The sequence below is a fragment of the Massilia sp. UMI-21 genome (genome assembly GCA_015277795.1).
Classification (GTDB): domain Bacteria; phylum Pseudomonadota; class Gammaproteobacteria; order Burkholderiales; family Burkholderiaceae_D; genus Telluria.
Window position 1 is genome coordinate 2,434,219 of record CP063848.1, and the last position, 23,493, is coordinate 2,457,711.

Below are 23,493 nucleotides of genomic sequence, written 5' to 3' on the forward strand. Positions count from 1 at the left end.
AGAATGAAGACACACCCTCCCGATCGACCGCGACGCCGCCTGGCCTGCAGGACGGTCGCATTGCCGCTGCTGCTGGCGGCGGCCGGCACCGCGCCGCGCGCCATGGCCGATGCCGGCGGGCTCGCGCTCGAGCGCCGGGTCAAGGCGGCCTTCCTGTACAAGTTCCTGGGCTATGCGGAATTCCCGCCGGAAGCCTTTTCCGATCCGGCCGGGCCGCTGACGATCGGCGTGGTCGGCGCCGAGAACATGGCCGCCGAACTGGCGCGCATCGCCGCCGGGCGGATGGTCGCGGGGCGTCCGATCGCGGTGCGGCGGGTCAACGAGCACGAAGCCGTGCCGCCGGTGCACCTGCTGTTCGTAGCCGGCAATGACACCGAACGCGCCGCCCGTGTGCTGCGCGCCGCGTCCGGCGCCTGGCTCACCGTGACCGAGTGCGAAGGCTGCCTGCGCCATGGCAGCGTGATCAACTTCCGCATCGTCGATGAACGCGTGCGCTTCGACGTGTCGCTCGATGCCGCCGAAAGGAAGAACGTCAAGCTCAGTTCGCGCCTGCTGACCGTCGCCAACCGGATCCAGAAGGGAGGGGCATGATGGGGGTCCACGATACCGGTTCGGTTCGTAGCAAGCTGATCCTGATGGCGGTGGCGACCACGATCGTCGCGCTGCTGTCGGCCGCCATCGCCATGATCCTGGTGGACGTGCGTACCTTCCAGCGCGTCTGGGTGGACGACCTGAGCACCCAGGCCGACATCGTCGCCAGCGTCGCCGCGCCGGCGGTGTCGTTCAACGATGCCGCCGCCGCCACCCGCAGCCTGGGGGTGCTGCGGGTACGGCCGCAGATCCTGGCCGGCGCCATCTATACCAACAGCGGGCAACGCTTCGCCACCTGGGCCAAGGCCGGTACCGAAGCGGTGTTCCCGGCAAGTCCGGAAGCGGCCGGCTATCGCCTGGAACGCGGCGACCTGGTGGTGTTCCGCCCGATCGTCGAGAACGGCGAGCCGCTCGGCACCGTCTACCTACGCTCGCGCTACGGGCTGCTCGACCGCGTGCTCAGCTACGGCGCCATCCTCGGCGGCGTGATGCTGGGCGCGCTGGTGATCGCGGCGCTGGTGGCTTCGCGCCTGCAGGCCTCGATCACGCGTCCGCTGGAGGCGGTGACCGATGTCGCGCGCCAGGTGATGCTGCGGCGCGACTTCACCCTGCGGGTCCCGGGCAACGAGAAGGGCGAGATCGGCGTGCTGGTCGAGGCCTTCAACGACATGCTGGCCGAGATCGGGCGCCGTTCCGACGCTTTGCAGGCGGCCAACCGCACGCTGGAGCGCGAAATGACGGTGCGCGAGCGCGCCGAACAGGCCCTGATCGTGGCCGACCGGCGCAAGGACGAATTCCTGGCGACGCTGGCGCACGAGCTGCGCAATCCGCTGGCGCCGATCCGGACCGGCCTGGACATCCTGCGCATCCGCAGCGGCGACGCCCAGGCCACGCAGCGCGCCACCGACATCATGGAACGCCAGCTGCGCCAGATGGTGCGCCTGGTGGACGACCTGCTGGACGTCTCGCGCATCAACACCGGCAAGTTCACCATCAAGATGGGCCGGGTCGAGCTGAAGGCGGTCGTCAACGACGCGCTGGAAGTGGTGCGCTCCTATATAGAACTGCACGGTCACGAGCTGGCCATCGACCTGCCGGACCGCCCGGTATTCCTGCACGGCGACGCCACCCGGCTGGCCCAGGTGCTGTCCAATCTCCTGAACAACGCCGCCAAGTACACCAACCGCGGGGGACGTGTGAGCCTGAGGGCGAGCGTGGAAGACCGCACCCTGGTGCTGGAAGTGGCCGACAACGGCATCGGCATCGCGCCCGAGATGCTCGATACCGTGTTCGACATGTTCGTGCAGGTCGACTCGACCCTCGAGCGCAGCGTCGCCGGCCTGGGCGTGGGCCTGTCGCTCGCGCGCAAACTGGTGGAACTGCATGGCGGCACCATCGAGGCCCGCAGCGAAGGGCTGGGCCACGGCAGCCGCTTCGTGGTGCGCCTGCCGATCGTGGTCGATCCGGAACCGATCGCCAAGCCGACGCCGGCCGCCTTCATCAGCACCGAGAGCTATCGGATCCTGCTGGCCGACGACAACGTCGATTTCGTCAACAGCATCGGTGCGCTGCTCACGGCCATGGGCCACAGTGTGGTGATCACCCACAACGGACCGGACGCGCTGGCCGCGGCGGCGCGCTTCTGCCCGGACTATGCCTTCCTGGACATCGGCCTGCCGCACATGTCGGGCTACGACCTGGCGCGGGGCATCCGCAAGCTGGCCTGCGGTCCGATGACGGTGCTGATCGCGGTCACCGGCTGGGGCCAGGAAAAGGACCGCCAACTGGCCTTCGAAGCCGGTTTCGACCACCACATGGTCAAGCCGGTGCGCTTCGAACAGATCGAGGAAATCCTGGGCAACCGCAGCATCATCAAGAAGCTGCGGACCTGAGCAGCCGGGAAGGCGGCGGCAGCGCGCCCGGGAAGGCGGCGCGACCCGGGCTGCGCCCGCTGCCTCGGCTTGCCCGGCGAGCTCCTGGTCGGTGACGCCAATGCCGCCTGTCGCGCGTGTTCACGACAACATGGCTTCGCGCACCGGGCGGCGCGTCGCGAGCGGCGTCATCGACAAGCAAGGGTGACAGCGCCATCACGCACCGTGGCAGCGCAAAAAAAAACGGAAGCGCTGGTGCGCTTCCGTCGCTGTGCCGTACCGGGACGGTATCAGGCCTGCTTGGCCTTGCGGCGGCGAGCCAGGAAGCCCAGGACGCCGAGGCCGCCCAGCATCATGCCGTAGGTTTCCGGCTCCGGAACCGGCGCCAGCATCACTGCGCCGCCGAACGAGGCGCCGGCATCCGACACCAGGTTACCGCTGACTTGCAGGTAGTAGTTACCGGCCATCAGGTTGTCGGAGGTGATGCTCCAGACATCGATCGCGCCGCTTTGCAGCATGGTGCCGTTGGTGATCAGGGAGTCGTCTTCGCCGTACAGGGCCAGGCCGGTGATGTCCAGGCCGGTGTCGGCGCCGCGGCTGATCGACGAGATGATCGCATCAAGATTCATGCCCATGTCACCGTCGACGGTGAAGGTGAACTGATCTTGGAAGGTATTGCCTTCGTTGTCAGCGGCGAAGGTATCGCCGAAGAAGGCGCTGTTATCGATCAGTTCCAGGGCCTGTGGCGTATCGCCAATCATGTCCTGGGCCATTACGGCCGACGAACCGAACGAAGCGGAAGCAATCACCATTGCAGCAATCAGAGATTTTTTCATTTCTATTTCCTCGCATTAGAATCAGCCGCGTCCTGCAGCCTGGGTTTCAAGTATCGGGGAACTTCATGCTATCAAAGGGATAAAAAAAAGCACGCGGAAGTGTGATTGAACGGGCAATTCATCGAATTCGTTCCAACAATCAAAAGATTTCCAAGGGGATATGCTTGAAGCGGCCGCTTCATAGGGAAGCCCGACCCAATATGCTTGATGAGTAGAAAATTTTCGCCGGGTTGCCGAAAAAGCGTCAGTACAGTCCTACAAGGACGGAAGGGCGTTTCTGGCGTCGAGCCCGTGCGATTTCAGCCCGGTTTAATGATTGAAGCGTAGAAGTTGATGGGTTTTAGGTGTTTTTTGCCGAGCCAATCACAGCGTGGATGGCAATCGGCGCGGCGCCGACGCGCCAGGCGCAAGAGAATGCGACTACTTGAACAGGACAATACCGGGGGGGGGCTTGGAGAAAAGAAAAATGGCCCAGAATCGCTTCTGAGCCATTAAAGAAAATTTGGTGCGGCTGGCAGGAATCGAACCCACGACCCCTTGGTTCGTAGCCAAGTACTCTATCCAGCTGAGCTACAGCCGCCCGAGGCACGCATTATAGCAGTACCGGCCGGATTGGCAAACCCCCGTCGATCGCTCCCTGTCAGCACCAAGTAGTCATGTCCCGCCGCGCTAAATAGAGATGTCCCCCAGGATGCGTCCCAGGGGGGAGGATGGGACAGGGATCGCGATGATGGCCAGGGATGTACTGCGCAGCGGCAAACCAGGCGTTGCCGGATCGCCTGGTCGAGGAAATGCGCCTGAGCCGGCGATTTGCCGTAACGCCGGGCCGGCGACGCGCACGTCCCCGGGGGCGGCTCGGCCGTGCATGCCGGACGAGCGGGGATCAGGGACGCTTCAGCCGGCCGATGACGCTCGCCACCTTGGTGGTAATCACGTCGACGGCCGGATCGTTGGCGCCGTGCGGCAAGATGACGTCGGCGTAGCGCTTGGTCGGTTCGATGAATTGCTTGTGCATCGGGCGCACCGTTCCCAGGTACTGGTCCACGATGCTTTCCAGTGAGCGGCCGCGTTCGGCGATATCCCTTTGCATGCGGCGGATGAAGCGGACGTCCGCTGCGGTGTCGACAAAGATCTTCAGCGACATCATGTTGCGCAAGTCCGGATCGTACAGGGCAAACAGGCCTTCGATCACGACCACCGGAGCCGGTTTCACCGGGATGGTCTTGTTGGAGCGGTTGTCGATCGTGAAGTCGTACTCGGGCATCTCGATCGGCTGGCCATCGCGCAGGGCCTGGACGTGCTGCACCAGCAGCGGCCAGTCGAAGGCCTGCGGGTGGTCGTAGTTCTGCTTGCGGCGCACTTCGGGGGACAGTCCGGACTGGTCGCGGTAGTAGTCGTCCTGCATCACGACCGAGACCATGTCGGCGCCGAACGACGCCAGCACCTGCTGGGACACCGTCGACTTGCCACTGCCGCTGCCGCCGGCGACGCCGATGATAAACGGGGGGAGGGAAATCTCATTCATCCCAGCATGATACCGGAGCGCCACCCGAACCGACAGGGGGAGGGGCTGGCCCTGCTTGTCCCGGCCCCACGCCAAGGCGGGCGGAGCAGCGGCGGAGCAAAAACCGACGCAACGAAAAAAGGGACCAGATTCTTCAATCTGGTCCCTCGTATTCTGGTGCGGCTGGCAGGAATCGAACCCACGACCCCTTGGTTCGTAGCCAAGTACTCTATCCAGCTGAGCTACAGCCGCCCGATGCACGCATTATAGCAGGCCGTTCGCGCATTGGCAAAACCTCATCGGCGCCCTGCAGGAGATGGCGTTCGCGCTGCCTCCGCCCGTGCGCGCCCGCAACGAAAAAAGGGACCAGATTCTTCAATCTGGTCCCTCGTATTCTGGTGCGGCTGGCAGGAATCGAACCCACGACCCCTTGGTTCGTAGCCAAGTACTCTATCCAGCTGAGCTACAGCCGCCCGATGCACGCATTATAGCAGGGCTTCGCGCATTGGCAAAATCTCATTGGCGTGTCGCCGGATTGACTGCCGGATTTGCCGGCGAATCTGCCGCCGCATCTGCCGCCGAATCTGCCGCCGAATCTGCCACACCAATGTGCGCCCATAACGAAAAAAGGGACCAGATTCTTCAATCTGGTCCCTCGTATTCTGGTGCGGCTGGCAGGAATCGAACCCACGACCCCTTGGTTCGTAGCCAAGTACTCTATCCAGCTGAGCTACAGCCGCCCGATGCACGCATTATAGCAGCGCGTCCCGGTTTGCGGAAGTCTCATTTTTTTCCGCAGGCCAACGAGCTCTGGTAGATTAGCCGGGTTGGATCATCGAGGACTCGTATGTTTGCCTGGAAGCCGGGATCGCGCCTTGCCCTGTGCGCCCTGATATTGCTGTCGACCTGGGCCGGTGCCGCCCTGGGCGCGCCGCGCAGCCTGCGCTTCGAGCGCCTGTCGATCGAGCAGGGGATGTCGCAGCAATCGGTGCTGACCATCCTGCAGGACCGGCGCGGCTTCATGTGGTTCGGCACCCAGGCCGGGCTGAACCGCTTCGACGGCTACCGCTTCACCGTCTACCGCAACGACCCGGCCAAGGCCGACAGCATTCCCGACAACTATGTGCTGGCCTCGTACGAGGACGGGCAGGGGCGACTGTGGTTCGGCACCAAGGGCGGACTGACCCGCTTCGACCACGCCAGCGGCAGCTTCGTGCGCTACAGGGCCCCGGACGCGCCGGACCGGCGCGCCGCCGGCCCCAACGCGGGCCGCGCCTATGCCGGCAACCGCGCGGTACTGGCGATCCAGCCCGCGCCCGGCGGCGGATTGTGGCTGGCCACCGGCGACGGCCTGCAGTTCCTCGACCCCGTCACCGGCCGCCTGCGCAGTTACCGCCACGACCCGGCCGACCCGGCGACCTTGCGCGACAACCGCGTCAGCGCGCTGGCCCTCGACGGGCATGGCAACCTGTGGATCGGTACCGCGGCTGGCCTGGACCGCTTGCCCGCGGGCGCGGAGCGCTTCGAGCATCACGACGTCGACCCGCGCGACCCGCAGCGCAACACCGTGCTGGCGCTCTCGATGGGGCCGCGCGATACCCTGTGGATCGGCACCGCGGCGGGACTGGAGGCGTGGCGCCTGGGCGACGGGACGCCGTTCGCCCAGCCCCAGCGCCGCCGCGTCGGCAGCCAGGACGGTCTCGGCGAGTCGCGCGTGAATGCCCTGTATCACGACGGCGGCAGCACCCTGTGGGTGGGCACCGACATGGACGGCCTGAAGTGGCTGGACCCGGCCACCGGACGCTTCCTCAGCTACCGCAATGATCCGGCCGACCAGCATTCGCTGTCGGACAACCAGGTCAGCGCCATGCTGGTGGACCGGACCGGCACCCTGTGGGCAGGCACGCAGTTCGGCGGCGTCAACCGCACCGACCTGGCCAGCGGCGGCTTCGTGCGCTATGGCGGCAACGATGGCCTGGGACGCGCCAAGGTGCGCGCGATCGCGGAGGATCCGGACGGCAGTGTCTGGATCGGCACCACCGGCGACGGCCTGATGCGCATGACGCGGCCCGGCGAACAGGTCGAACGCGTCGGCAGCGGCGAGCTGCCGGGCGAGGTGGTCACCGCGCTGGCGCACGCCGGCGGCCGCACCTGGATCGGCACCCCGACCGGCCTGGCCTGGCGCGATGCGGCCGGGCGCTTCGGCCGCCGCGCGCTCGGGACCAATCCCGGCGTCAACTACGTGCAGGCGATCCACGCCGGGCGCAGCGGCACGCTGTGGATCGTCACGCGCGGCGGCCTGGCGGCGCTGGCGCCCGGGCGCGGGCCTCTTGATGACCGGATGCGCCTCTGGCGCCACGACGACGCCGACCCCGGCAGCCTGGGAGAGAACTACGGCTTCACGGCGCTGGAAGACCGCCAGGGCATGGTCTGGATCGGCACCGAGACCGGCCTGGAACGCTTCGACCCGGCGAGCGGACGCTTCGCCCACTTCCGGCACGACCCGGCCGATCCGCACAGCCTGCGCCACAGCCGCGTCTATTACTTGCTGGAGTCGGCGCGTGGCGAGCTGTGGGTCGGTACGGCGGGCGGCCTGCACCGCATGCAACGGGAGAAGGGCCGGGTGCGCTTCCGTTTCTATCCGTTCGGCAGCGGGCCGGAGGCGCGGCCGATCGGGGCGATGATCGAGGACGAGCATGGCTTCATCTGGGCCAGCACGACCACCGGCATCACGCGCATCGACCCACGCTCCGGGGCCACCAAGAGCTATACCGCCAAGGATGGCCTGGTGGACGGCTCCTATTTCGTCGGCGCCGCCATGCGCAGCAGCGATGGCCAGTTCTGGTTCGGCGGCGTCAACGGCCTGAGCTCGTTCATGCCGGATGGCGTGCGCGACAATCCGTATGCGCCCGAAGTCGTGATCACCGACTTCCTGGTGCTGAACCGCTCGCGCGCCGCGCCCGACCTGCACCGGCAGTCCGAGCTGACACTGTCGTACCGCGATTCGGTGTTCGCCCTCGAATTCGCCGCGCTGCACTACGCCGACCCGGACGGCAACCGCTACGCCTACCAGCTGGAAGGCTTCGACCAGGGCTGGGTCGACGCCGACGCCCGCCGGCGCTACGCGACCTACACCAACCTCGACCCGGGAAGCTATGTGTTCCGGGTGCGCGCCAGCAACAAGGACGGCGTCTGGAGCGCGCAGCCGGCCGTGCTGCACATCACGATCACCCCGCCGTTCTGGAAGACCTGGTGGTTCCGCACCCTGGCCGTGCTGGCCACGCTGGCGCTGTTCACTGCCGGCTACCGGCTGCGGATCCGCGCCCTGGTCGCACAGAAGCTGTTGCTGGAGCAGGAGGTCGGCGCGCGCACCACCGAGCTGCGGCGCCAGAAGGAGTCGGCCGAGCGGCGCAAGCGCGAGGTCGAGGAACAGAAGGAAGTGGTGGAGCAGGCGCACCGCAACATCGCGCTGCTGTCGGATGTCGGACGCGCCCTGACCGCCAACCTCGACCGCGAGGCCATCATGCGCACGCTGTACGAGCAGGTGCATGCCCTGATGGACGCGACCCTGTTCGCGGTGGTGCTGCGCCACCCGGAGCGCGGCATGCTCGAGTACGCGTATGCGGTGGCGGACGGCGAGCGGCGCCCCGCGTTCGAACTGGCGGAAGACCCCGACCGCCACCTGGCCGCCTGGGCCATCGTGCGCGGACGCGAGGTGCTGGCCGGGCAGCCGCGGCATGCGCTGCCGCACGCCTTGCTGGACTACCTGCCGGCGTTGCCCTCGGAGCGCGCGTTCGAACTGGCGCTGCCCTGCGCCTGGCGCGCCGGCATGGCGCCGCGCTCGCTGCTGATGGTGCCGGTGGTGGTGGGCGAACGGGTGCTGGGCGCGCTGACGGTGCAGAGCCCGGCCGCCCAGGCCTACGGGCAGGTGCACCTCGACATGCTGGAAACCCTGGCCGCCTATGCCGGCGTCGCGATCGACAATGCCAGCGCCTACCACCAGCTCAAGGAGACCCAGGCCCAGCTTGCGGCCCAGGAAAAGCTGGCCTCGCTCGGTTCGCTGGTGGCCGGCGTCGCCCACGAGCTGAACACCCCGATCGGCAACAGCCTCCTGATGGCCAGCACGCTGCAGGAAAAGACCAGCGACATCGCGGCGCGCTTCGACAATGCCAGCCTGCGCCGTTCCGACCTGGTCGACTATGTGGCGGCCGCGCGCGAGGCCGCCGGGCTGATCATGCGCAGCCTGCACAATGCGGCGGACCTGGTCAACAGCTTCCGCCAGGTGTCGGTCGACCAGGCCAGCGCGCAGCGGCGCCGCTTCGACCTGGCCCAGGCCTGCCAGGAAATCGCCGCGACCATGATGAACAAGGTACGCCTGGCCGGCCACCGGCTGGAACTCGCGGTGCCGCCGGGGATCGTGATGGACAGCTTCCCGGGGCCGCTGGGACAGGTCCTGATCAACTTCGTCAACAACGCCTTGCTGCATGCCTTCGCCGGACCGGGCGGGGGCATGCTGCTGTCGGCCACCCCCGTCGAGGGCGGCAGCGTGCGCATTGAATTCCGCGATGACGGGCGCGGCATCGCGCCGGAGCACCTGGCGCGCATCTTCGATCCGTTCTTCACCACCCGCATGGGACAGGGCGGCACCGGACTGGGGCTGAACATCAGCTGGAACATCGTCGCCACGCTGCTGGGCGGGTCGGTGCGGGCCGAGAGCCAGCCGGGGCAGGGTGCGGCCTTCATCCTCGAGCTGCCCTTGCGCGCCCCCGAGCCGCAGGCGGCCGGGCCCGATGCGCAGCCGCCGGCGCCGGCCGGCGGCAAGTAGCGACGCGCGGCGCGACGCTCAGCCGGCGATGTTCTGCGGGCGGCCCGCGGCCCAGGCGTCGATGTTATCGACCAGCATGTCGGCCAGGGTCTGCATCGCGCCGGCGCTGGCCCAGGCCACGTGCGGAGTCAGGATGAAATTCGGCAGGCGCAGCCGCAGCAGCGGATTGTCGGGCAGTGGCGGCTCCTGGCCGAGGACGTCGAAGCCGGCGCCGCCGATGCGGCCGCCTCGCAAGGCCTCGGCCAGCGCCGCCTCGTCCACCAGTCCGCCGCGCGCGGTGTTGATCAACAGGGCGTGCCGCCGCATCAGGCCGAGTTCGCGCGCGCCGATCAGGTGCCGGGTCTGGTCCGTCAGCGGCAGGTGCAGGCTGACGACGTCGGATGTGGCCAGCAGTCGGTCGAGCGGCAGTTGCGGCACGCCGGCGTCCTCGATGGGCGAGCGCGAGGTGGCCGCGACCTCCATGCCGAAGGCGCGCCCGAGCTGGGCGACGCGCTTGCCCAGCGCGCCATAGCCGACGATGCCCAGGCGGCTGCCGGCCAGGTCGCCGATCGGGTGGTCGAGCAGGCAAAAGCGGCTCGAGGCCTCCCAGCGCCCGGCTTCCACGTCGGCACAATAGGCCCGCAGGTTGCGGCGCAGCGCAAGCAGCAGCGCGAAGCAGTGCTCGGGCACCGACACCAGCGAATAGTCGCGGATGTTCGATACCACGATGCCGCGCGTGCGGCAGGCCGCGAGGTCGACGTGGTCGGTGCCGGTGGCGGCGACCGCCACCATTTTCAGGTCGGGCAGGCGCGCGATCGCGGCGGCGCGCAAGGGCACCTTGTTGGTAACGGCCACGCTGGCGCCGGCCAGGCGCGCGACCACCTGGTCCTCGCTGGTGCCGGGATGGTCCTGCCAGCGGTGCGCGAATGCGGGTGGGCGAAGCCGGGCCTGGAGGCTGTCGCGGTCGAGGAAGACGATTCGGTGCATGGCGTGCTCGCGGCGGGACAAAAGCGCATTGTAGCCGCCAGCGCGGCTGGAACGACAAAGGACAGGGCGAACCTGTCCTTTGCGATATGGGGGGCCTGGGCGGCGTATTATTGATGGGTGCTGCTGGCGCTGCTGGTGCTGATGATACTGGTGCTGGTTTTGTCCTTGCTGGCCTCGGCCTGGTCGGCTTCGCGTGCGGCCCTGGCGTCGGCCTCGTCAGCCTTGGCCTTGCTGCTGGCCGCGTCCGGCTTCGCCTCGGCTTTCTCCGGCCTGGCATCCGTTTTCGCATGCTGCCTGTCGTGCCTGGCCTCGGCCCTGGCCACTTCCTTCGGGGCTTTGGCATCCGGCGTCTGGGCGAACGCGGAGCCGACGAACAGTCCGGCGATCAGGGTAGCAAGGATCTTGCGCATGGTGCTTTCCTGGTTCGGGTTGGAAACCGGGACCCCGTCGCCGGGCATCCCCATGTCACTGGGCATTCAACGCCGCCGCGCGAGCCCGCGTTGACGGGCTTTACATCCGGTTACAAGTCGGATGATACGGTTAGCTGCCGTACAGTCGGGCCGGCCAGCACGGTCCTACACTGGCCGCACGCCGATAGCCGGGAGGTGCCACATGCCAGACGCGCTCAAACTGTACAAGGCCAAGCGCAATTTCGATATCACGTCCGAGCCCGCCGAAGGCGGCGCGCCCGGCACGGAGGCGCTGACTTTCGTCATCCAGAAGCATTGGGCGAGCCGCCTGCACTACGATTTTCGCCTGGAACTCGACGGCGCGATGAAGAGCTGGGCCGTGCCCAAGGGGCCGAGCTACGACACCCACGACAAGCGCATGGCCGTGCACGTCGAGGATCATCCGATTTCGTATTCGGATTTTGAAGGCACCATTCCACCCAAACAATATGGGGCGGGTAAAGTCATCATCTGGGACAAGGGCACCTGGGAGCCGGTCGGCGACCCGCACGAGGGCTATCGCAAAGGCAACCTGAAGTTCGAGATCCATGGCCACAAGATGCGCGGGCGCTGGGTACTGGTGCGCATGAAGGGCCGTGCCGGCGACAAGCAGGAAGCCTGGCTCCTGATCAAGGAAAACGACGAGTACGCCCGCCCTGCGGAAGAATTCTCGGTGATCGACGAGCTGCCGGACAGCGTCAAGGCATTGCCGATGCCGAAGCGTGCGCGCAAGCCTGCTGCGAAACGGCGTGCGGCCCACACCGCCACCAAGCCTGCCGCCAAGGCGGCCACCAAGGCGGCCACCAAGCCTGCCGCCAAGGCTGCCGCCAAGCCCGCGGCGAAAGCGGCGCGCGGCAGGAAGGCGAGCCCGGCCGGCCTGCCGGAGGGCGTGGAGCAGGCCGCCTTGCCCGAGGCGTTCACCCCCGAGCTGGCGACCCTGGTCGACGCCGCGCCGCCCGATCCCGAAAATTGGGTGTTCGAAGTCAAGTTCGACGGTTACCGCATGCTGGCGCGGGTCGAGGACGGCGCGGTGCGCCTGATCACGCGCAATGCCAATGACTGGACCGACAAGCTCAAGCCGCTGCACGACGAGCTGGTGCGCATGAAACTGCCGGACGGCTGGTACGACGGCGAGATCGTGGTCCACGACGAGCACGGCAAGCCGAACTTCGGCCTGCTGCAGCAGGCCTTCGACGGCGTGCGCACCGACGACATCGCGTACTTCCTGTTCGATGCACCCTACTGCAAGGGCTACGACCTGCGCGACGTGCCCCTGGTCGAACGCCGCGCCGCGCTCGAGCAGATCCTCAAGAAAGCCAAGTCCGACAAGGTGCGCTTCTCGGGCGAATTCGGCGCCAATCCCGAGGAGCTGGTGGTCGCCGCCTGCAAGATCGGCCTGGAAGGCGTGATCGGCAAGCGCCGCGATTCGCGCTACGTGTCGCGCCGCTCGCCCGACTGGATCAAGCTCAAGTGCGGACTGCGCCAGGAATTCGTGATCGGCGGCTTCACCGACCCCAAGGGCTCGCGCAAGGGCATCGGCTCGCTGCTGCTCGGCACCTACGACCGCGAAGGGGTGCTGCGCTATGCCGGCAACGTCGGCTCGGGTTTCAACCATGCCTCGCTGACGGACATCAAGGAGCGCCTGGAAGCGCTGCGGTCCGACCGGAGCCCGTTCGCGCCGCGCGCGGTGCCGGGGCGCCAGCACCACTGGGTCAAGCCGGTGCTGGTGGCCGAGGTGAGCTTCTCGGAATGGACCAGCACCGGGTCGGTACGCCATCCAGTATTTCAGGGCCTGCGCCAGGACAAGCCGGCGCGCGGCATCACGCGCGAGGAACCGCGCCACATCGAGGACAGCGAGGTGGGCAGGCAGCGGCCGGTCCGCGCCGACGCGCCGGCATCGCCGCCGCCGGCCGGCCTGCACGGCAAGCTGCCCGAGACACTGCGCGTGACCCACCCTGAGCGGGTGATCGACCCGTCCACCGGCATCACCAAGCTCGACATGATCCGCTACTACGCCCTGGTGGGCGAGCTGATGATGGAACACCTCAAGCGCCGGCCGCTCACCCTGGTGCGCGCGCCGAGCGGGATCGACGCCGAACTGGTGTTCCAGAAACACGCCGACGTCAAGAAACTCCCGGGCGTGAAGCGGATGGACCCGGCACTCGATCCGGACAACCCGCCGATGCTGGAGATCGTCAGCGTCGAGGGCATCCTGTCGGTGGCACAGTGGAACGCGATCGAGCTGCACACCCAGAACGCGGTGGCGAAACACTACGACAAGCCCGACCGCATGGTGTTCGACCTCGACCCGGGCGAGGGCGTGGCCTGGCCCGCGATGCAGGAAGCGGCCCGGATCATGCACGCCTTCCTCGACGAGCTGGGCCTCCCTTGCTTTCTCAAGACCAGCGGCGGCAAGGGGCTGCACGTGGTGGTGCCGGTCAAACCGGAGTACGGCTGGGAGTCGGTCAAGGCCTTCTCGCAAGCCATCGTGCGGCACCTGGCCGAGACCCTGCCCGACCGCTTCGCCGCCAAAAGCGGCCCCAAAAACCGGGTCGGCAAGATCTTCATCGACTACCTGCGCAACGGCCGCGGCGCCACCACCATCTGCGCCTGGGGCGCACGCGCCAGGCCGGGCATGGGGATTTCGGTGCCCCTGGCCTGGGACGAACTCGACCAGCTGAAGTCGAGCGCGCAGTGGACGGTGGCCAACGTGCACACCCGGCTGGACCAGGGCAACGCGCCCTGGGCCGGGTATGCCAGGGCGGCCAAGGGCCTGAGCAAGGCGATGAAGTTGCTGGGTTTCGATGCGTGAGCGGCTGCCGGCGGCGCTCCCGACGCACACGGCCAGCAGCGCCTGCCTCAGTCGATGTGACGGCCCCGCGCCTTCAGCGCAGCCCTGACGCCACGCCCGTAGGCCGGATCCGCCCGGTCGAACTGGCGCAGCTGGCGCCGCAGGATGTCCTCGTCCACCCCGCTGAGCGGCGCGGCCAGGTTGTCGCACAGGTCCTGCCGCGCCGAAGGCGTCATCAGGCGGAACAAATTGCCGGCCTGGGTGGTGTCGTCTTCCATGCCGCGGAAATCGTAGCGGCCCGCGTCCCCGGTGATCGGCAGCTCCGGCTCGCCATGCCCCATGCCCAGCGCGCCGCGGCCTTCACCGTCGATGGTGGCATAGTTGCGCGCGGCGCCGCCGTTGGCGATCGCCATCGCGCCGTCGCGCTGCTGGTTGTGGAAAGGGCAGCGCGGGGCGTTCACCGGCAGGTGCTGGTGGTTGGTGCCGACCCGGTACAGCTGGGCGTCGTGGTAGGCGAACAGGCGGCCCTGCAGCATCTTGTCCGGCGAGTAGCCCATGCCCGGCACCACGTTGGCCGGTGAAAACGCGGCCTGCTCGACTTCGGCGTGGTAATTGTCCGGATTACGGTTCAGTTCGAGTACGCCGACCTGCAGCATCGGGAAGTCGCCGTGCGGCCAGACCTTGGTCAGGTCGAAGGGGTTCCAGCCGGTGCGCCGCTCCCAGTCGTCGAGTTGCGCGGCCGTCGCGATCTGCACCTTGACATCCCACTGCGGGAAGTCCCCGCCCGCGATGGCCTGGAACAGGTCGCGCTGGGCGTAGTCCGGATCGGTGCCGGCGATCCGGGCCGCATCGGAAGCGCCGAGGTTGCGGATGCCCTGGCGGGTCTTGAAATGCCACTTCACGTAGACGCGCTCGCCCGCCTCGTTGATCAGGCTGTACGTGTGGCTGCCGAAACCGTCCATGTGGCGGTAGCCATCCGGGATGCCGCGATCTGAAAACAGGATGGTCACCTGGTGCAGGCTTTCCGGGGCCCTGCTCCAGAAGTCGAACATCATGTTGGCCGACTTCAGGTTGGTTTGCGGGTCGCGCTTCTGGGTGTGGATGAAGTCCGGGAACTTGATCGGGTCCTTGAGGAAGAACACCGGGGTGTTGTTGCCGACCAGGTCCCAGTTGCCTTCTTCGGTATAGAAGCGCAGCGCGAAACCCCTTGGATCGCGTTCCGTGTCGGCGCTGCCTTTCTCGCCGCCGACGGTCGAGAAGCGCAGGAATACCGGGGTGGTCTTGCCGATCTCCGCGAACAATTTCGCCTTGGTATGGGCGCGCAGGTCGCCGGTGACGGTGAAGCTTCCATGGGCGCCCGAGCCCTTGGCGTGGACCACGCGCTCGGGAATGCGCTCGCGGTTGAAGTGCTGCAGTTTCTCGATCAGGTGGAAGTCCTGCAGCAGCAAGGGGCCGCGCGGCCCCGCGCTGAGCGAGTTCTGGTTGTCGGCGACCGGGATGCCGGAGGCAGTGGTCAGGCGCGTATGGGTCATGCGGGAATCTCCTCATGGGTAATTGATGAGGAGATTCTATGGCCGGCTTGATTATTAATAAATTTGATTAATTAGATCGGAGTAATAGGTTTTGATAATCCCGACGTCAGGGGCGGCGCGCCATCGTCCTCGCGCTCGTCGGCGCGGATCGACGCCAGCCGGTCGACCGCGATCAGGCCCTCAGCCGCCGCATGGGAAGCGGCGAACACGCTGTCGGGCGAGAGCACCAGCTGGGCGCCGGTGCTGCGGACTTCCTCGATCAGGCGGTCGAGGGCGTCGATGCGCGAGGGATCGGGATTGACGTTGCGGATGTAGATCATCTTCACCGCATGCGGATGGCGGCGCACGACTTCGGCATAGATTTCCGGATCCTGCTCGCCGCTGTCGCCGATCAGCACGAATTGCATGCCGGGATAGAAATCCAGGATGCGCTCGATCTGTTCCAGCTTGTGGTTGCCGTGCTCGGTGAGCTTGAGCACCTGGCGCACGCTCAGTTCGCGCAGCAGCAGGGGGCCGACCGGGATACCCTGCAGCTTGAGGAAGTCGACCAGCGGCCCGTACAGGTGCCAGGGACTGCTCGAGACGTAGAACAGGGGATTGTCCTCGTTGCCCCCCAGGCCGTCGCGCAGCGCGCGGTAGAAGCCGGCCACGCCCTTGAACGGCTTGCGCGTGTGGTGGTTGCTGCGGGCCAGCATCAGCGCCATGTTCAGCTTGTTGGTGACGTTGGTCCACAGGACGGTATCGTCGATGTCGCTGATGATGCCGAAGCGGGCGCCGGTGGCCGGCACCTTGATGTCGGCGCTGGCGCGCAGCGGCGCGCCGTCCGGCTGCAGGTTGTCCGGAAATTCGAGCTCGACCCGGTGCCAGCCTTCCGCGAGCGGCGTGCCGGACGCGAAGTCGAAGGAAAAGTAGCCGCCGCGGTCGGATCGCGTCTCATGGGTGGCGCCGCCGAAATGGGCCAGCACGCGCGCATCGGCCACTTCGTCCGATTCCAGGCGCTGGTACAGGGCCAGCAGGTTCTGCCAGCCGCTGTCGGCGCCGCTCTGTTCGCGAAAGTCGGCTTCGTCCAGCAGCCGGCCCTTGAGCCAGATGCGGCCGGCATTGCCGAAGCCGAGGTAGGGCGCCGCCATCAGGCGCCGTCCACGCTCGGGGGCGCGCAGCCGGCGCCAGGCCAGGCTGGCCAGGGCCCCGGCGCTGCGCGCCAGGCGCCGGCCCAGGGGCATGGCAGGGGTCGTCGGCGCACTGGCCGGTCGCAGCGTATCGGCCGCCGTGGCCGCCGTGGCCGCCGTGGCCGAGCGCGCTGCGCCGCGTTCGACCCAGACGTTGCCGAGCGGATCGCGGGTCGCTTGCAGGGCCTGCAGGGTTTGCCTGATCTGGCCGGGCTGGCGCGGGTCGACCGGCGTTGCCATGACGTGCACCGAAGCGCCGGTCTCGCGCAGGCTGGCGATGTCCGCTTCCGAGAGCAGGCCGGGATTGAGGAAGAGCGCGGCCTTGCCGAGGTCGACGCGGGCGGCGATATCGTCGAAACCGGCGCGGGTGAGCACGAGGAAGGGCATGGCGCTGTCTGGCATGGTCGGATCGGGCGTAGTCGGGATATGCCAAGTATCGCTCAGGCGGGCGGAATCGCACGCACGCCAAGCGGGTGGCGGCCAGGGCGCGCGGCAAGCGCCGGCCAGTGTCCCGGATTTTCCCCGGATTTATTCGAGGTATCTCGCATTCAGGACACTAGGACGACTCGTTCTTGAAGATGCCCCGCACGTTCATCGCCATCAGCGCCGCCTGCAGGACGATCAGCGCCCAGGCCTGGTCGTGGACACCCCACACGATCCACAGCACGTTGCTGAGGATGAACATGCTGAAGCCGAACACGCGCCGCTCGGCGCGCTTGGAGCCGATCAGGTAGGCCGCATACAGCGTGACCAGCATCGCCGGCCACTGGAGGAAATCGATCAATTCATCCATCCGTCACGCCGCCTTCCTGCGGCGCGCGGGGGCCGTCGATGGGGCGCCGCCGGATGCGGTGGAGGTCTTCCTGGCGGCGGTCTTCCTGGCGGCCGGCTTGGCAGCGGCTTTCGGCGCGCTCTTCGAAGCGGTGCGCTTCGGCGCGGCGCCGCTGGCGGCCACCCGGTCGCTGCCGTGCGAGGCCGTCTTGCGCGCGCGCGGCGGCGGCGCTTCCTGCTCGTCGTCGTCCTCGGCGGCGGGGCGGCGCTTCCTTGACGGCGGCGGTTCGTCGTCATCGTCGTCGTCGGCCGCGGGCCTGGAAGCTTTCTTGCCCAGGCTGGCCTGCAACAGCGAGACCAGGTCGATCACCTTGCCGCTCTCGCGCCTGGCCTCGCCCGGTTCGGGCTGGGTGATGGTCTTGGTCTGGTGCGCCTTGACCTTCTTCTCGATCAGGGCCATGACGTCCTCGCGGTAGCTGTCGTGGTACTGCTCGGGGTCCCAGTCCTCGGCCATGCCCTGTACGAGTGCCATTGCCATCTTGAGTTCCTTGTCGGTGATCGCGGCCTTCTTGTCGTCGGCCGCGGGGATCTTGAGCTCGCCCGCGTCGCGGATCTCGTCGGCGTAGCGCAGCGTGTTCATGACGATGGCGTCGCCCACGCACACCAGCGCCGCGAGGTGCTGCTTGACGCGGATGACGACGCGCGCGATGCCGATCTTGCCCGCCTTGCGCAAGGTCTCGCGCAGCAGCGCGTAGACCTTCTCGCCGCCCTTGCCGGGCGCCAGGTAGTAGGGCTGTTCGAAGTAGAGCAGCGACACGTCCTCGGCATCCACGAAGGCCAGGATGTCGATGGTCTGGGTCGCCTCCGGGTTGGCGCGCCGCAGGTCTTCTTCCGACAGCACGACGTACTCGCCGCTGGTGTACTCGTAGCCCTTGACGATGTCGTCCCAGGAGACTTCCTTGCCGTTGCCTTTGTTGTAGCGCTTGAACCCGACCGGCGAGAAGTCGCGCCGGTCGAGCATGGTCAGGTCGAGCCCTTTGCTGTCGACCGCCGTGTACATATCGACAGGGATGTGCACCAGCCCGAAGCTGATCGCACCCTTCCACATGCTGCGCGGCATGGATTTCTCCTTCCAGGTGATGGACCTCGTCCGCGGGTCCTTATTCGCCGACCTTGCCGGTGACCGGCAGGATCACGCCCGTGATGTAGCCCGAGCACACCGGCGACGCCAGGAACACGTAGGCCGGCGACAGTTCCTCCGGCTGGGCGGGGCGCTTGAAGGTGGTGCTGGCGCCGAACTCCTGGATATCCTCGGGCGACTGGTCGGCCGGGTTCAGCGGCGTCCAGACCGGGCCCGGCGCCACGCAGTTGACGCGGATGCCCTGCTCGATCACGCTGGCCGCGAGCGACATCGTGAAGGCGTGGATCGCGCCCTTGGTGGCGGAGTAGTCGAGCAGATTCTTCGATCCTTTCAGGCCGGTCACCGAACCGGTGTTGATGATCGACGAGCCCTGCTTGAGGTGGGGCAGGGCCGCGCGCGCCATGTGGAAGTAGCCGTAGATATTGGTGCGGAAGGTCTCGTCCAGGCGCTCTTCCGTGATGTCCAGCAGCGAGCCGGCATGTTCCTGGAAGGCGGCGTTGTTCACCAGCACGTCGAGGTGGCCGAATTCGGCGACCACTTTCTCGACCGCATCCTTGCAGAACCCCGGATCCTTGACGTCGCCCGCGATGGTCAGGCAGCGCCGGCCCTCGGCCTCGACGCAGCGCCTGGTCTCGGCGGCGTCTTCATGCTCGTTCAGGTACATCACGGCCACGTCGGCGCCCTCGCGCGCGAACAGCACCGCGACCGCGCGCCCGATGCCCGAATCGGCGCCGGTGACGATCGCCGTCATGCCATCGAGCTTGCCACTGCCCTTGTACTGTTCAGCCATGAACCGGGGCTTGAGCTCCATCCGGGCTTCGAGGCCCGGCTTGGCGAGGTGCTGCGCAGGCATCGGCGGGGCCGGCTGCCGGACCCCGGTCTGCACCGCCTCGTCGTGATTGTCGCTCTCGCCCTTCTGCATGCTGCCGTCGCGCTGGTCCTGGCGGTTCTGAATCGCCTTCTGCTTGTTTGCCGCTTCATCCTGGTTTGCCATTGCCTACTCCCGTGAACGTTCAATCGACCAGGAAGAGTATTCATTGGGGCGTGCGTGCGCGACGGTGCGCTCCCACACACTCGAGACAATTCTTCTCTATCTAGGTCCGGTGCTTTATGGCAAACTTTCCATCCCGTCTTCAGCATGTGCTGGTGGGGAATACAAGGAGGAAGGGATGTCTCAGCAGGAAGGCGCGCGCCGGGGCCGCAGCGGCTTGTTCGTCAATCCGGTGGGGCCGCGCCGCGCCGAATTCGCGCGCGCCTGCGCCGACCTGTTCGGCGACCTGCGGCTGGCCGACGGCGCCGACGAGGCCGGCGCCCTGCTGGCGCAACAGCCGGCCGACCTGCTGGTGCTCGACCTCGAGCGCTTCGAGATCGGGATCGACCTGCCTCGCCTCGGCCAGCTGGTGGCGCGGTGCGGGGGCGGCCAGGTGCTGGTCCTGTGCCCGTTCGCCAACGCTCGCTGGCTGCCGGCGCTGATGGCGCATGGCCCGCTGGACTACCTGGTCGGGCCGCTCGCATCCGGCGCACTGCGCGCCGAACTGGCCGCGCGCCTGGAGCAGGAGCGCGCGCCGGCGCCGGCGCCCGGCCCGGCCGGGACCGAACTGGCGGCGCTGCTGGCGGTGCGCGCCGCGGCGCAGGGAGCGCTGGCCGAGGCCGACGACAGCACCCGTTTCGGCGAGCGCCTGTGCGCGGCCCTGCTGGGCTGGCCGGGCGTGGTGCACGCGGCGATGTTCCAGCTGCATGCATCCGCGGAAGGGGGCGGCGACCTGCGCCTGCAAGCCTGGCACGACAGCCGGCCGGCGCCGGCGGGCCTCGACCTGGCCGCGCTCCTGGGACGGGCGGACGACCTGCTGCACGCGCCGCTGCGCCACGCCTTCCCCGGCCTGCTGGCGGCGGCCACCGGCGAACTTGCGCTGCTCGATACGCCGGACAAGGCCGGCGAGCCGGCGCTGGCCGAGGCGCTGCGTGGAAAGGGCGTGCAGATGGTGCTCGGCCTGCCGATCCCCGCCGTCGGCCCGGACGCGCGCCGGCCCACCGCCGGCGCGCTGTGCCTGATGTTCGATGCGGCGCATCCGTTCTCGCGGGCCGGGTTCGCGGCGCTCGACGACCTGGCGCAACTGGCCGCCTTCGGCCTGCGCATGGCCGCCCTGGTGCACGAGAGCGAAGCCCTGCTGGCCCGGGTCACCCAGCTGGCCACCCTGGACGCGCTGACCGGCGTGGCCAACCGCCGCCATGGCGAGCAGCTGCTCGAACAGGAAGTCAAGCGTGCGCGCCGCTACCGCCTGCCGCTGGCGCTGATCGCCTTCGACATCGACCGCTTCCGCAACATCAACGATACCTATGGCCACCCGGTCGGCGACATGGCGCTGCGGTCGGTAGCCGATACCGTGCGCGCCGTGCTGCGCTCGAGCGATGTGCTGGTGCGCTCCGGCGGCGAGGAATTCCAGGTGATTGCGCCGCACACCAGCGCCATCGAAGGCTTGAAGCTGGCCGAGAAGCTGCGCGCGGCGATCGAGGCGGTGGAGATCCCGGGCTGCGACCACCTGACCATCAGCCTCGGCGTGGCCCAGCTGGGCGAACTCGAAACCGGCGATTCGCTGGCGGTGCGGGTGAATGCCGCCCTGGCCCGCGCCAAGCGGGCAGGGCGCAACTGCGTCGAGCTGGCGATGCGCTGAGCACGCGGCTGCGCGGCTATGTGGCTGCGCGCCGTCCTGCCGCTGTGATAGGCTAGCGGCTTTCCTCTCAGGCAATACCTTATGCTTCAGTGGCTGCAGCACTACCGGCGTTCGATGCTACCGGGCGACATCAGCGCCGGTATCGTGGTGGCGATGATGATGATCCCGCAGGGCATGGCCTATGCCCTGGTGGCGGGCCTGCCGCCGGTGGCCGGGATCTACGCCAGCATCGTGCCGCCGCTGCTGTACGCGCTGTTCGGCACCAGCAGCACCCAGTCGGTCGGCCCGATGGCGATCATCTCGCTGATGACGGCGTCCACGCTGGCGCCGCTGGCCACCCCCGGCAGCGCCCTGTACGGGGTGCTGGCGGCGCAACTGGCGCTGCTGTCGGGCGCGGTGCTGCTGGCCTGCGGCCTGCTGCGCATCGGCTTCCTCGCCAATTTCTTCTCGCGCCCGGTGATGAGCGGCTTCACCATCGGTTCGGCGCTCCTGATCGCCTGGGGCCAGGTGCGCCCGCTGTTGGGCGCCATGCCGCCCGCCTGGCACCCGCCGAGCGCGGCGCTGGGCCTGGGCGCGCTGGCCCTCTTGGTATGGGCGCGCCAGTTCATGGCGCGCAGCCTGGTGCGCGCCGGGCTGTCGCCGGTGGCGGCCGACATCGGCACCAAGCTCGCGCCCATGCTGGTGGTACTCGCCGGCATCGCGCTGGTGCCGGCGCTGCGCCTGGACGCGCTGGGCGTGGCCACCACCGGCGCCGTGCCGGCCGGGCTGCCGGGGCTGAACCTCGCGACCTCCAGCGCCCACTGGCAGGCGCTGCTGCAACCGGCGCTCCTGATCGGTTTCATGGTGTTCCTGATCAGCATGTCGGGCGCGCAGACGCTGGCGCTCAAGCGCGGCGAAAAGCTGGGCAGCAACCGTGAGCTGCTGGGCTTGGGCGCGGCCAATCTCGGCAGCGCCCTGAGCGGCGGCTTCCCGGTCACCGGCAGCATCTCGCGTTCGGCGGTCAACTTCGCGGCCGGCGCCAACAGCCAGCTGGCGGGCGTCATCACGGCCGTGCTGCTGGCCGTGGCGCTGGTGGCGCCCACCGGCTGGCTGGCGCTGTTGCCGCTGCCGGTGCTGGCGGCGACCATCATCGTGGCGGTGCTCGGCATGCTCGACCTGTCGCTGCTGCACACCGCCTGGCGCTACGACCGCGCCGACGCCATCGCGCTGCTGGCCACCGCCGCCGGGGTGCTGGCGCTGGGGGTCGAGGCGGGGGTGGTGGTGGGCGTGGCGTTGTCGATGGGCGTATTGATCTGGCGCGCCAGCCGCCCGCATATCGCGGTGCTCGGCCGCATCGCCGGCACCGAGCATTTCCGCAACGTCGACCGCTATCCGGCCGAGACCGCGCCCGGCCTGCTCATGCTGCGCGTGGACGCCGGTTTGTTCTTCGGGAACGTCGAAGCGGTCAACCAGCGCATCGAGGACGAACTCGCGGCGCGTCCCGACACGCGCCACCTGGTGCTGGTGATGTCGGCGGTGAATGCGATCGATACCTCGGCCCTGTTCGGGCTGGGAGAGCTGAATTCCTCGCTGCGCCAGCGCGGCGTGCTGCTGCACCTGGCCGAGGTCAAGGGGCCGGTGATGGACCGCCTGAAGCACAGCACCCTGCTGGAGGCGCTCGACGGCCGGCTGTTCCTGAGCTCCGCGATGGCCTGGAGCGCACTGGCAGGCTGATTCTGCTGATTCTGCTGATTCTGCTGGTTCAGGCGCGGCGCCGCTGCGGCTCGGCCGGGTCGCGCGGCGGCGCCAGCTTGATCGGCGCGGCCTGGTCCGGGTAGCGCGCCTGGCGGCCCGCGTAGACCGCGGCGATGGCCGCCATGTCCTGTTCGGCGTCGCCGCTCGGGACCAGGGTGTCGACGACGCTCAGCACCTTGGCGCCGTAGTCGATGTAGACCAGCAGCAGCGGCACCCCGGCGGTGGTGGCAAGGTGGTAGAAACCGCTCTTCCAGTGCGGGCGATAGCTGCGCGTGCCCTCCGGCGTGATCCCGATCCAGCACCAGGGTGCGGCCAGCATGTCCTGGGCCAGCTTGCGGGTGGCCCCCATCGAGGCGCGGCGGTCGACCGCGATGCCGCCCCAGTAGCGCATGATGCGGCCCATGAGGCCGCGGAACAGCGAATCCTTGGCCAGCCAGCGGAACTTGAGGCCGACCGCCCACTTGCCCAGCAGGCCGATCGGAAAATCCCAGTTCGAGGTGTGCGGATAGACCACGGCGATGCCGTGCGGCCCCGGCAGAGGCTTGAAGTGCACTTGCCAGCCGGCCAGGTTCAGCAGGCGAAGCGCAGTGCGCTGGCCCCAGGTGGGAAGTGCCGCGGGACGCAGCAGGTACTCGCTCATC

General features: G+C 68.1%; 16 protein-coding genes and 4 tRNA genes. 6 read left to right on the forward strand and 14 right to left on the reverse strand.

Going from position 1 to position 23,493, the window contains the following annotated elements; translation table 11 throughout:
* Window positions 1-3: 3 nt before the first annotated feature.
* The gene (locus tag IM543_10790; GenBank protein ID QOY96259.1) at window positions 4-591 is read left to right on the forward strand and encodes a YfiR family protein; all 588 of its coding nucleotides are present in this window, start codon (window positions 4-6) and stop codon (window positions 589-591) included.
* Window positions 588-2,483 (forward strand): response regulator, encoded by a 1,896-nt coding sequence (locus IM543_10795; GenBank protein QOY96260.1) that lies wholly within the window; start codon window positions 588-590, stop codon window positions 2,481-2,483. The genes IM543_10790 and IM543_10795 overlap by 4 nt, the downstream gene beginning before the upstream one ends.
* A 269-nt stretch (window positions 2,484-2,752) precedes the next feature.
* Here IM543_10795 and IM543_10800 read toward each other — a convergent pair whose 3' ends face one another.
* The 6 genes from IM543_10800 to IM543_10825 form a co-directional block, all read right to left on the reverse strand.
* Window positions 2,753-3,298, reverse strand: a complete 546-nt coding sequence (locus IM543_10800; protein ID QOY96261.1) for an FxDxF family PEP-CTERM protein — start codon at window positions 3,296-3,298, stop codon at window positions 2,753-2,755.
* Window positions 3,299-3,801: 503 nt separating this feature from the next.
* Window positions 3,802-3,878, reverse strand: a tRNA-Arg gene (locus tag IM543_10805).
* Window positions 3,879-4,181: 303 nt separating this feature from the next.
* The gene (gene udk / locus IM543_10810) at window positions 4,182-4,823 is read right to left on the reverse strand and encodes a uridine kinase (GenBank protein ID QOY96262.1); all 642 of its coding nucleotides are present in this window, start codon (window positions 4,821-4,823) and stop codon (window positions 4,182-4,184) included.
* 154 nt (window positions 4,824-4,977) lie between these two features.
* Window positions 4,978-5,054: transfer RNA gene (locus IM543_10815), tRNA-Arg, on the reverse strand.
* A gap of 144 nt (window positions 5,055-5,198) precedes the next feature.
* A tRNA-Arg gene (locus IM543_10820) sits at window positions 5,199-5,275 on the reverse strand.
* A gap of 190 nt (window positions 5,276-5,465) precedes the next feature.
* Window positions 5,466-5,542 (reverse strand) — tRNA-Arg (locus IM543_10825).
* Between the two features lie 107 nt (window positions 5,543-5,649).
* Between IM543_10825 and IM543_10830 the strand changes: the two genes are divergently transcribed.
* Entirely contained in the window at window positions 5,650-9,627 is a 3,978-nt protein-coding gene (locus IM543_10830; GenBank protein ID QOY96263.1) for a GAF domain-containing protein, read from the forward strand.
* An 18-nt stretch (window positions 9,628-9,645) separates the two neighbouring features.
* On the opposite strand, the gene IM543_10835 is transcribed toward IM543_10830, so the two are convergent.
* Window positions 9,646-10,593 (reverse strand): D-2-hydroxyacid dehydrogenase, encoded by a 948-nt coding sequence (locus IM543_10835; GenBank protein ID QOY96264.1) that lies wholly within the window; start codon window positions 10,591-10,593, stop codon window positions 9,646-9,648.
* A gap of 107 nt (window positions 10,594-10,700) precedes the next feature.
* Complete coding sequence (locus IM543_10840) at window positions 10,701-11,003, reverse strand: hypothetical protein (GenBank protein ID QOY96265.1); 303 nt, start codon at window positions 11,001-11,003, stop codon at window positions 10,701-10,703.
* A gap of 202 nt (window positions 11,004-11,205) precedes the next feature.
* On the opposite strand from IM543_10840, the gene ligD reads away from it, so the two are divergent.
* Window positions 11,206-13,854 carry a DNA ligase D gene (gene ligD / locus IM543_10845; protein QOY96266.1) on the forward strand — a complete coding sequence of 883 codons (2,649 nt, stop codon included), beginning with the start codon at window positions 11,206-11,208 and terminating at the stop codon, window positions 13,852-13,854.
* Between the two features lie 47 nt (window positions 13,855-13,901).
* Here the strand turns inward: ligD and IM543_10850 are convergent, their stop codons facing one another.
* From IM543_10850 to IM543_10870, 5 genes are all read right to left on the reverse strand, one after another.
* Window positions 13,902-15,365, reverse strand: coding sequence for a catalase (locus IM543_10850; protein QOY96267.1), 1,464 nt, complete (start codon window positions 15,363-15,365; stop codon window positions 13,902-13,904).
* A gap of 71 nt (window positions 15,366-15,436) precedes the next feature.
* Complete coding sequence (locus tag IM543_10855; protein QOY96268.1) at window positions 15,437-16,936, reverse strand: DUF2183 domain-containing protein; 1,500 nt, start codon at window positions 16,934-16,936, stop codon at window positions 15,437-15,439.
* 154 nt (window positions 16,937-17,090) lie between these two features.
* The gene (locus IM543_10860) at window positions 17,091-17,327 is read right to left on the reverse strand and encodes a hypothetical protein (GenBank protein ID QOY96269.1); all 237 of its coding nucleotides are present in this window, start codon (window positions 17,325-17,327) and stop codon (window positions 17,091-17,093) included.
* A gap of 3 nt (window positions 17,328-17,330) precedes the next feature.
* The gene (locus tag IM543_10865; protein ID QOY96270.1) at window positions 17,331-18,425 is read right to left on the reverse strand and encodes a Ku protein; all 1,095 of its coding nucleotides are present in this window, start codon (window positions 18,423-18,425) and stop codon (window positions 17,331-17,333) included.
* Window positions 18,426-18,465: 40 nt separating this feature from the next.
* The gene (locus IM543_10870) at window positions 18,466-19,440 is read right to left on the reverse strand and encodes an SDR family oxidoreductase (protein ID QOY96271.1); all 975 of its coding nucleotides are present in this window, start codon (window positions 19,438-19,440) and stop codon (window positions 18,466-18,468) included.
* Window positions 19,441-19,615: 175 nt separating this feature from the next.
* Between IM543_10870 and IM543_10875 the strand changes: the two genes are divergently transcribed.
* On the forward strand, window positions 19,616-21,118 hold the full coding sequence (locus IM543_10875) for a GGDEF domain-containing protein (GenBank protein QOY96272.1): 1,503 nt from the start codon (window positions 19,616-19,618) through the stop codon (window positions 21,116-21,118).
* Between the two features lie 81 nt (window positions 21,119-21,199).
* Window positions 21,200-22,831, forward strand: a complete 1,632-nt coding sequence (gene sulP, locus IM543_10880) for a sulfate permease (GenBank protein ID QOY96273.1) — start codon at window positions 21,200-21,202, stop codon at window positions 22,829-22,831.
* A gap of 28 nt (window positions 22,832-22,859) precedes the next feature.
* On the opposite strand, the gene IM543_10885 is transcribed toward sulP, so the two are convergent.
* Window positions 22,860-23,492: a 1-acyl-sn-glycerol-3-phosphate acyltransferase gene (locus IM543_10885; GenBank protein ID QOY96274.1), complete on the reverse strand. Its 633-nt coding sequence runs from the start codon at window positions 23,490-23,492 to the stop codon at window positions 22,860-22,862.
* Between the last annotated feature and the right edge of the window lies 1 nt (window position 23,493).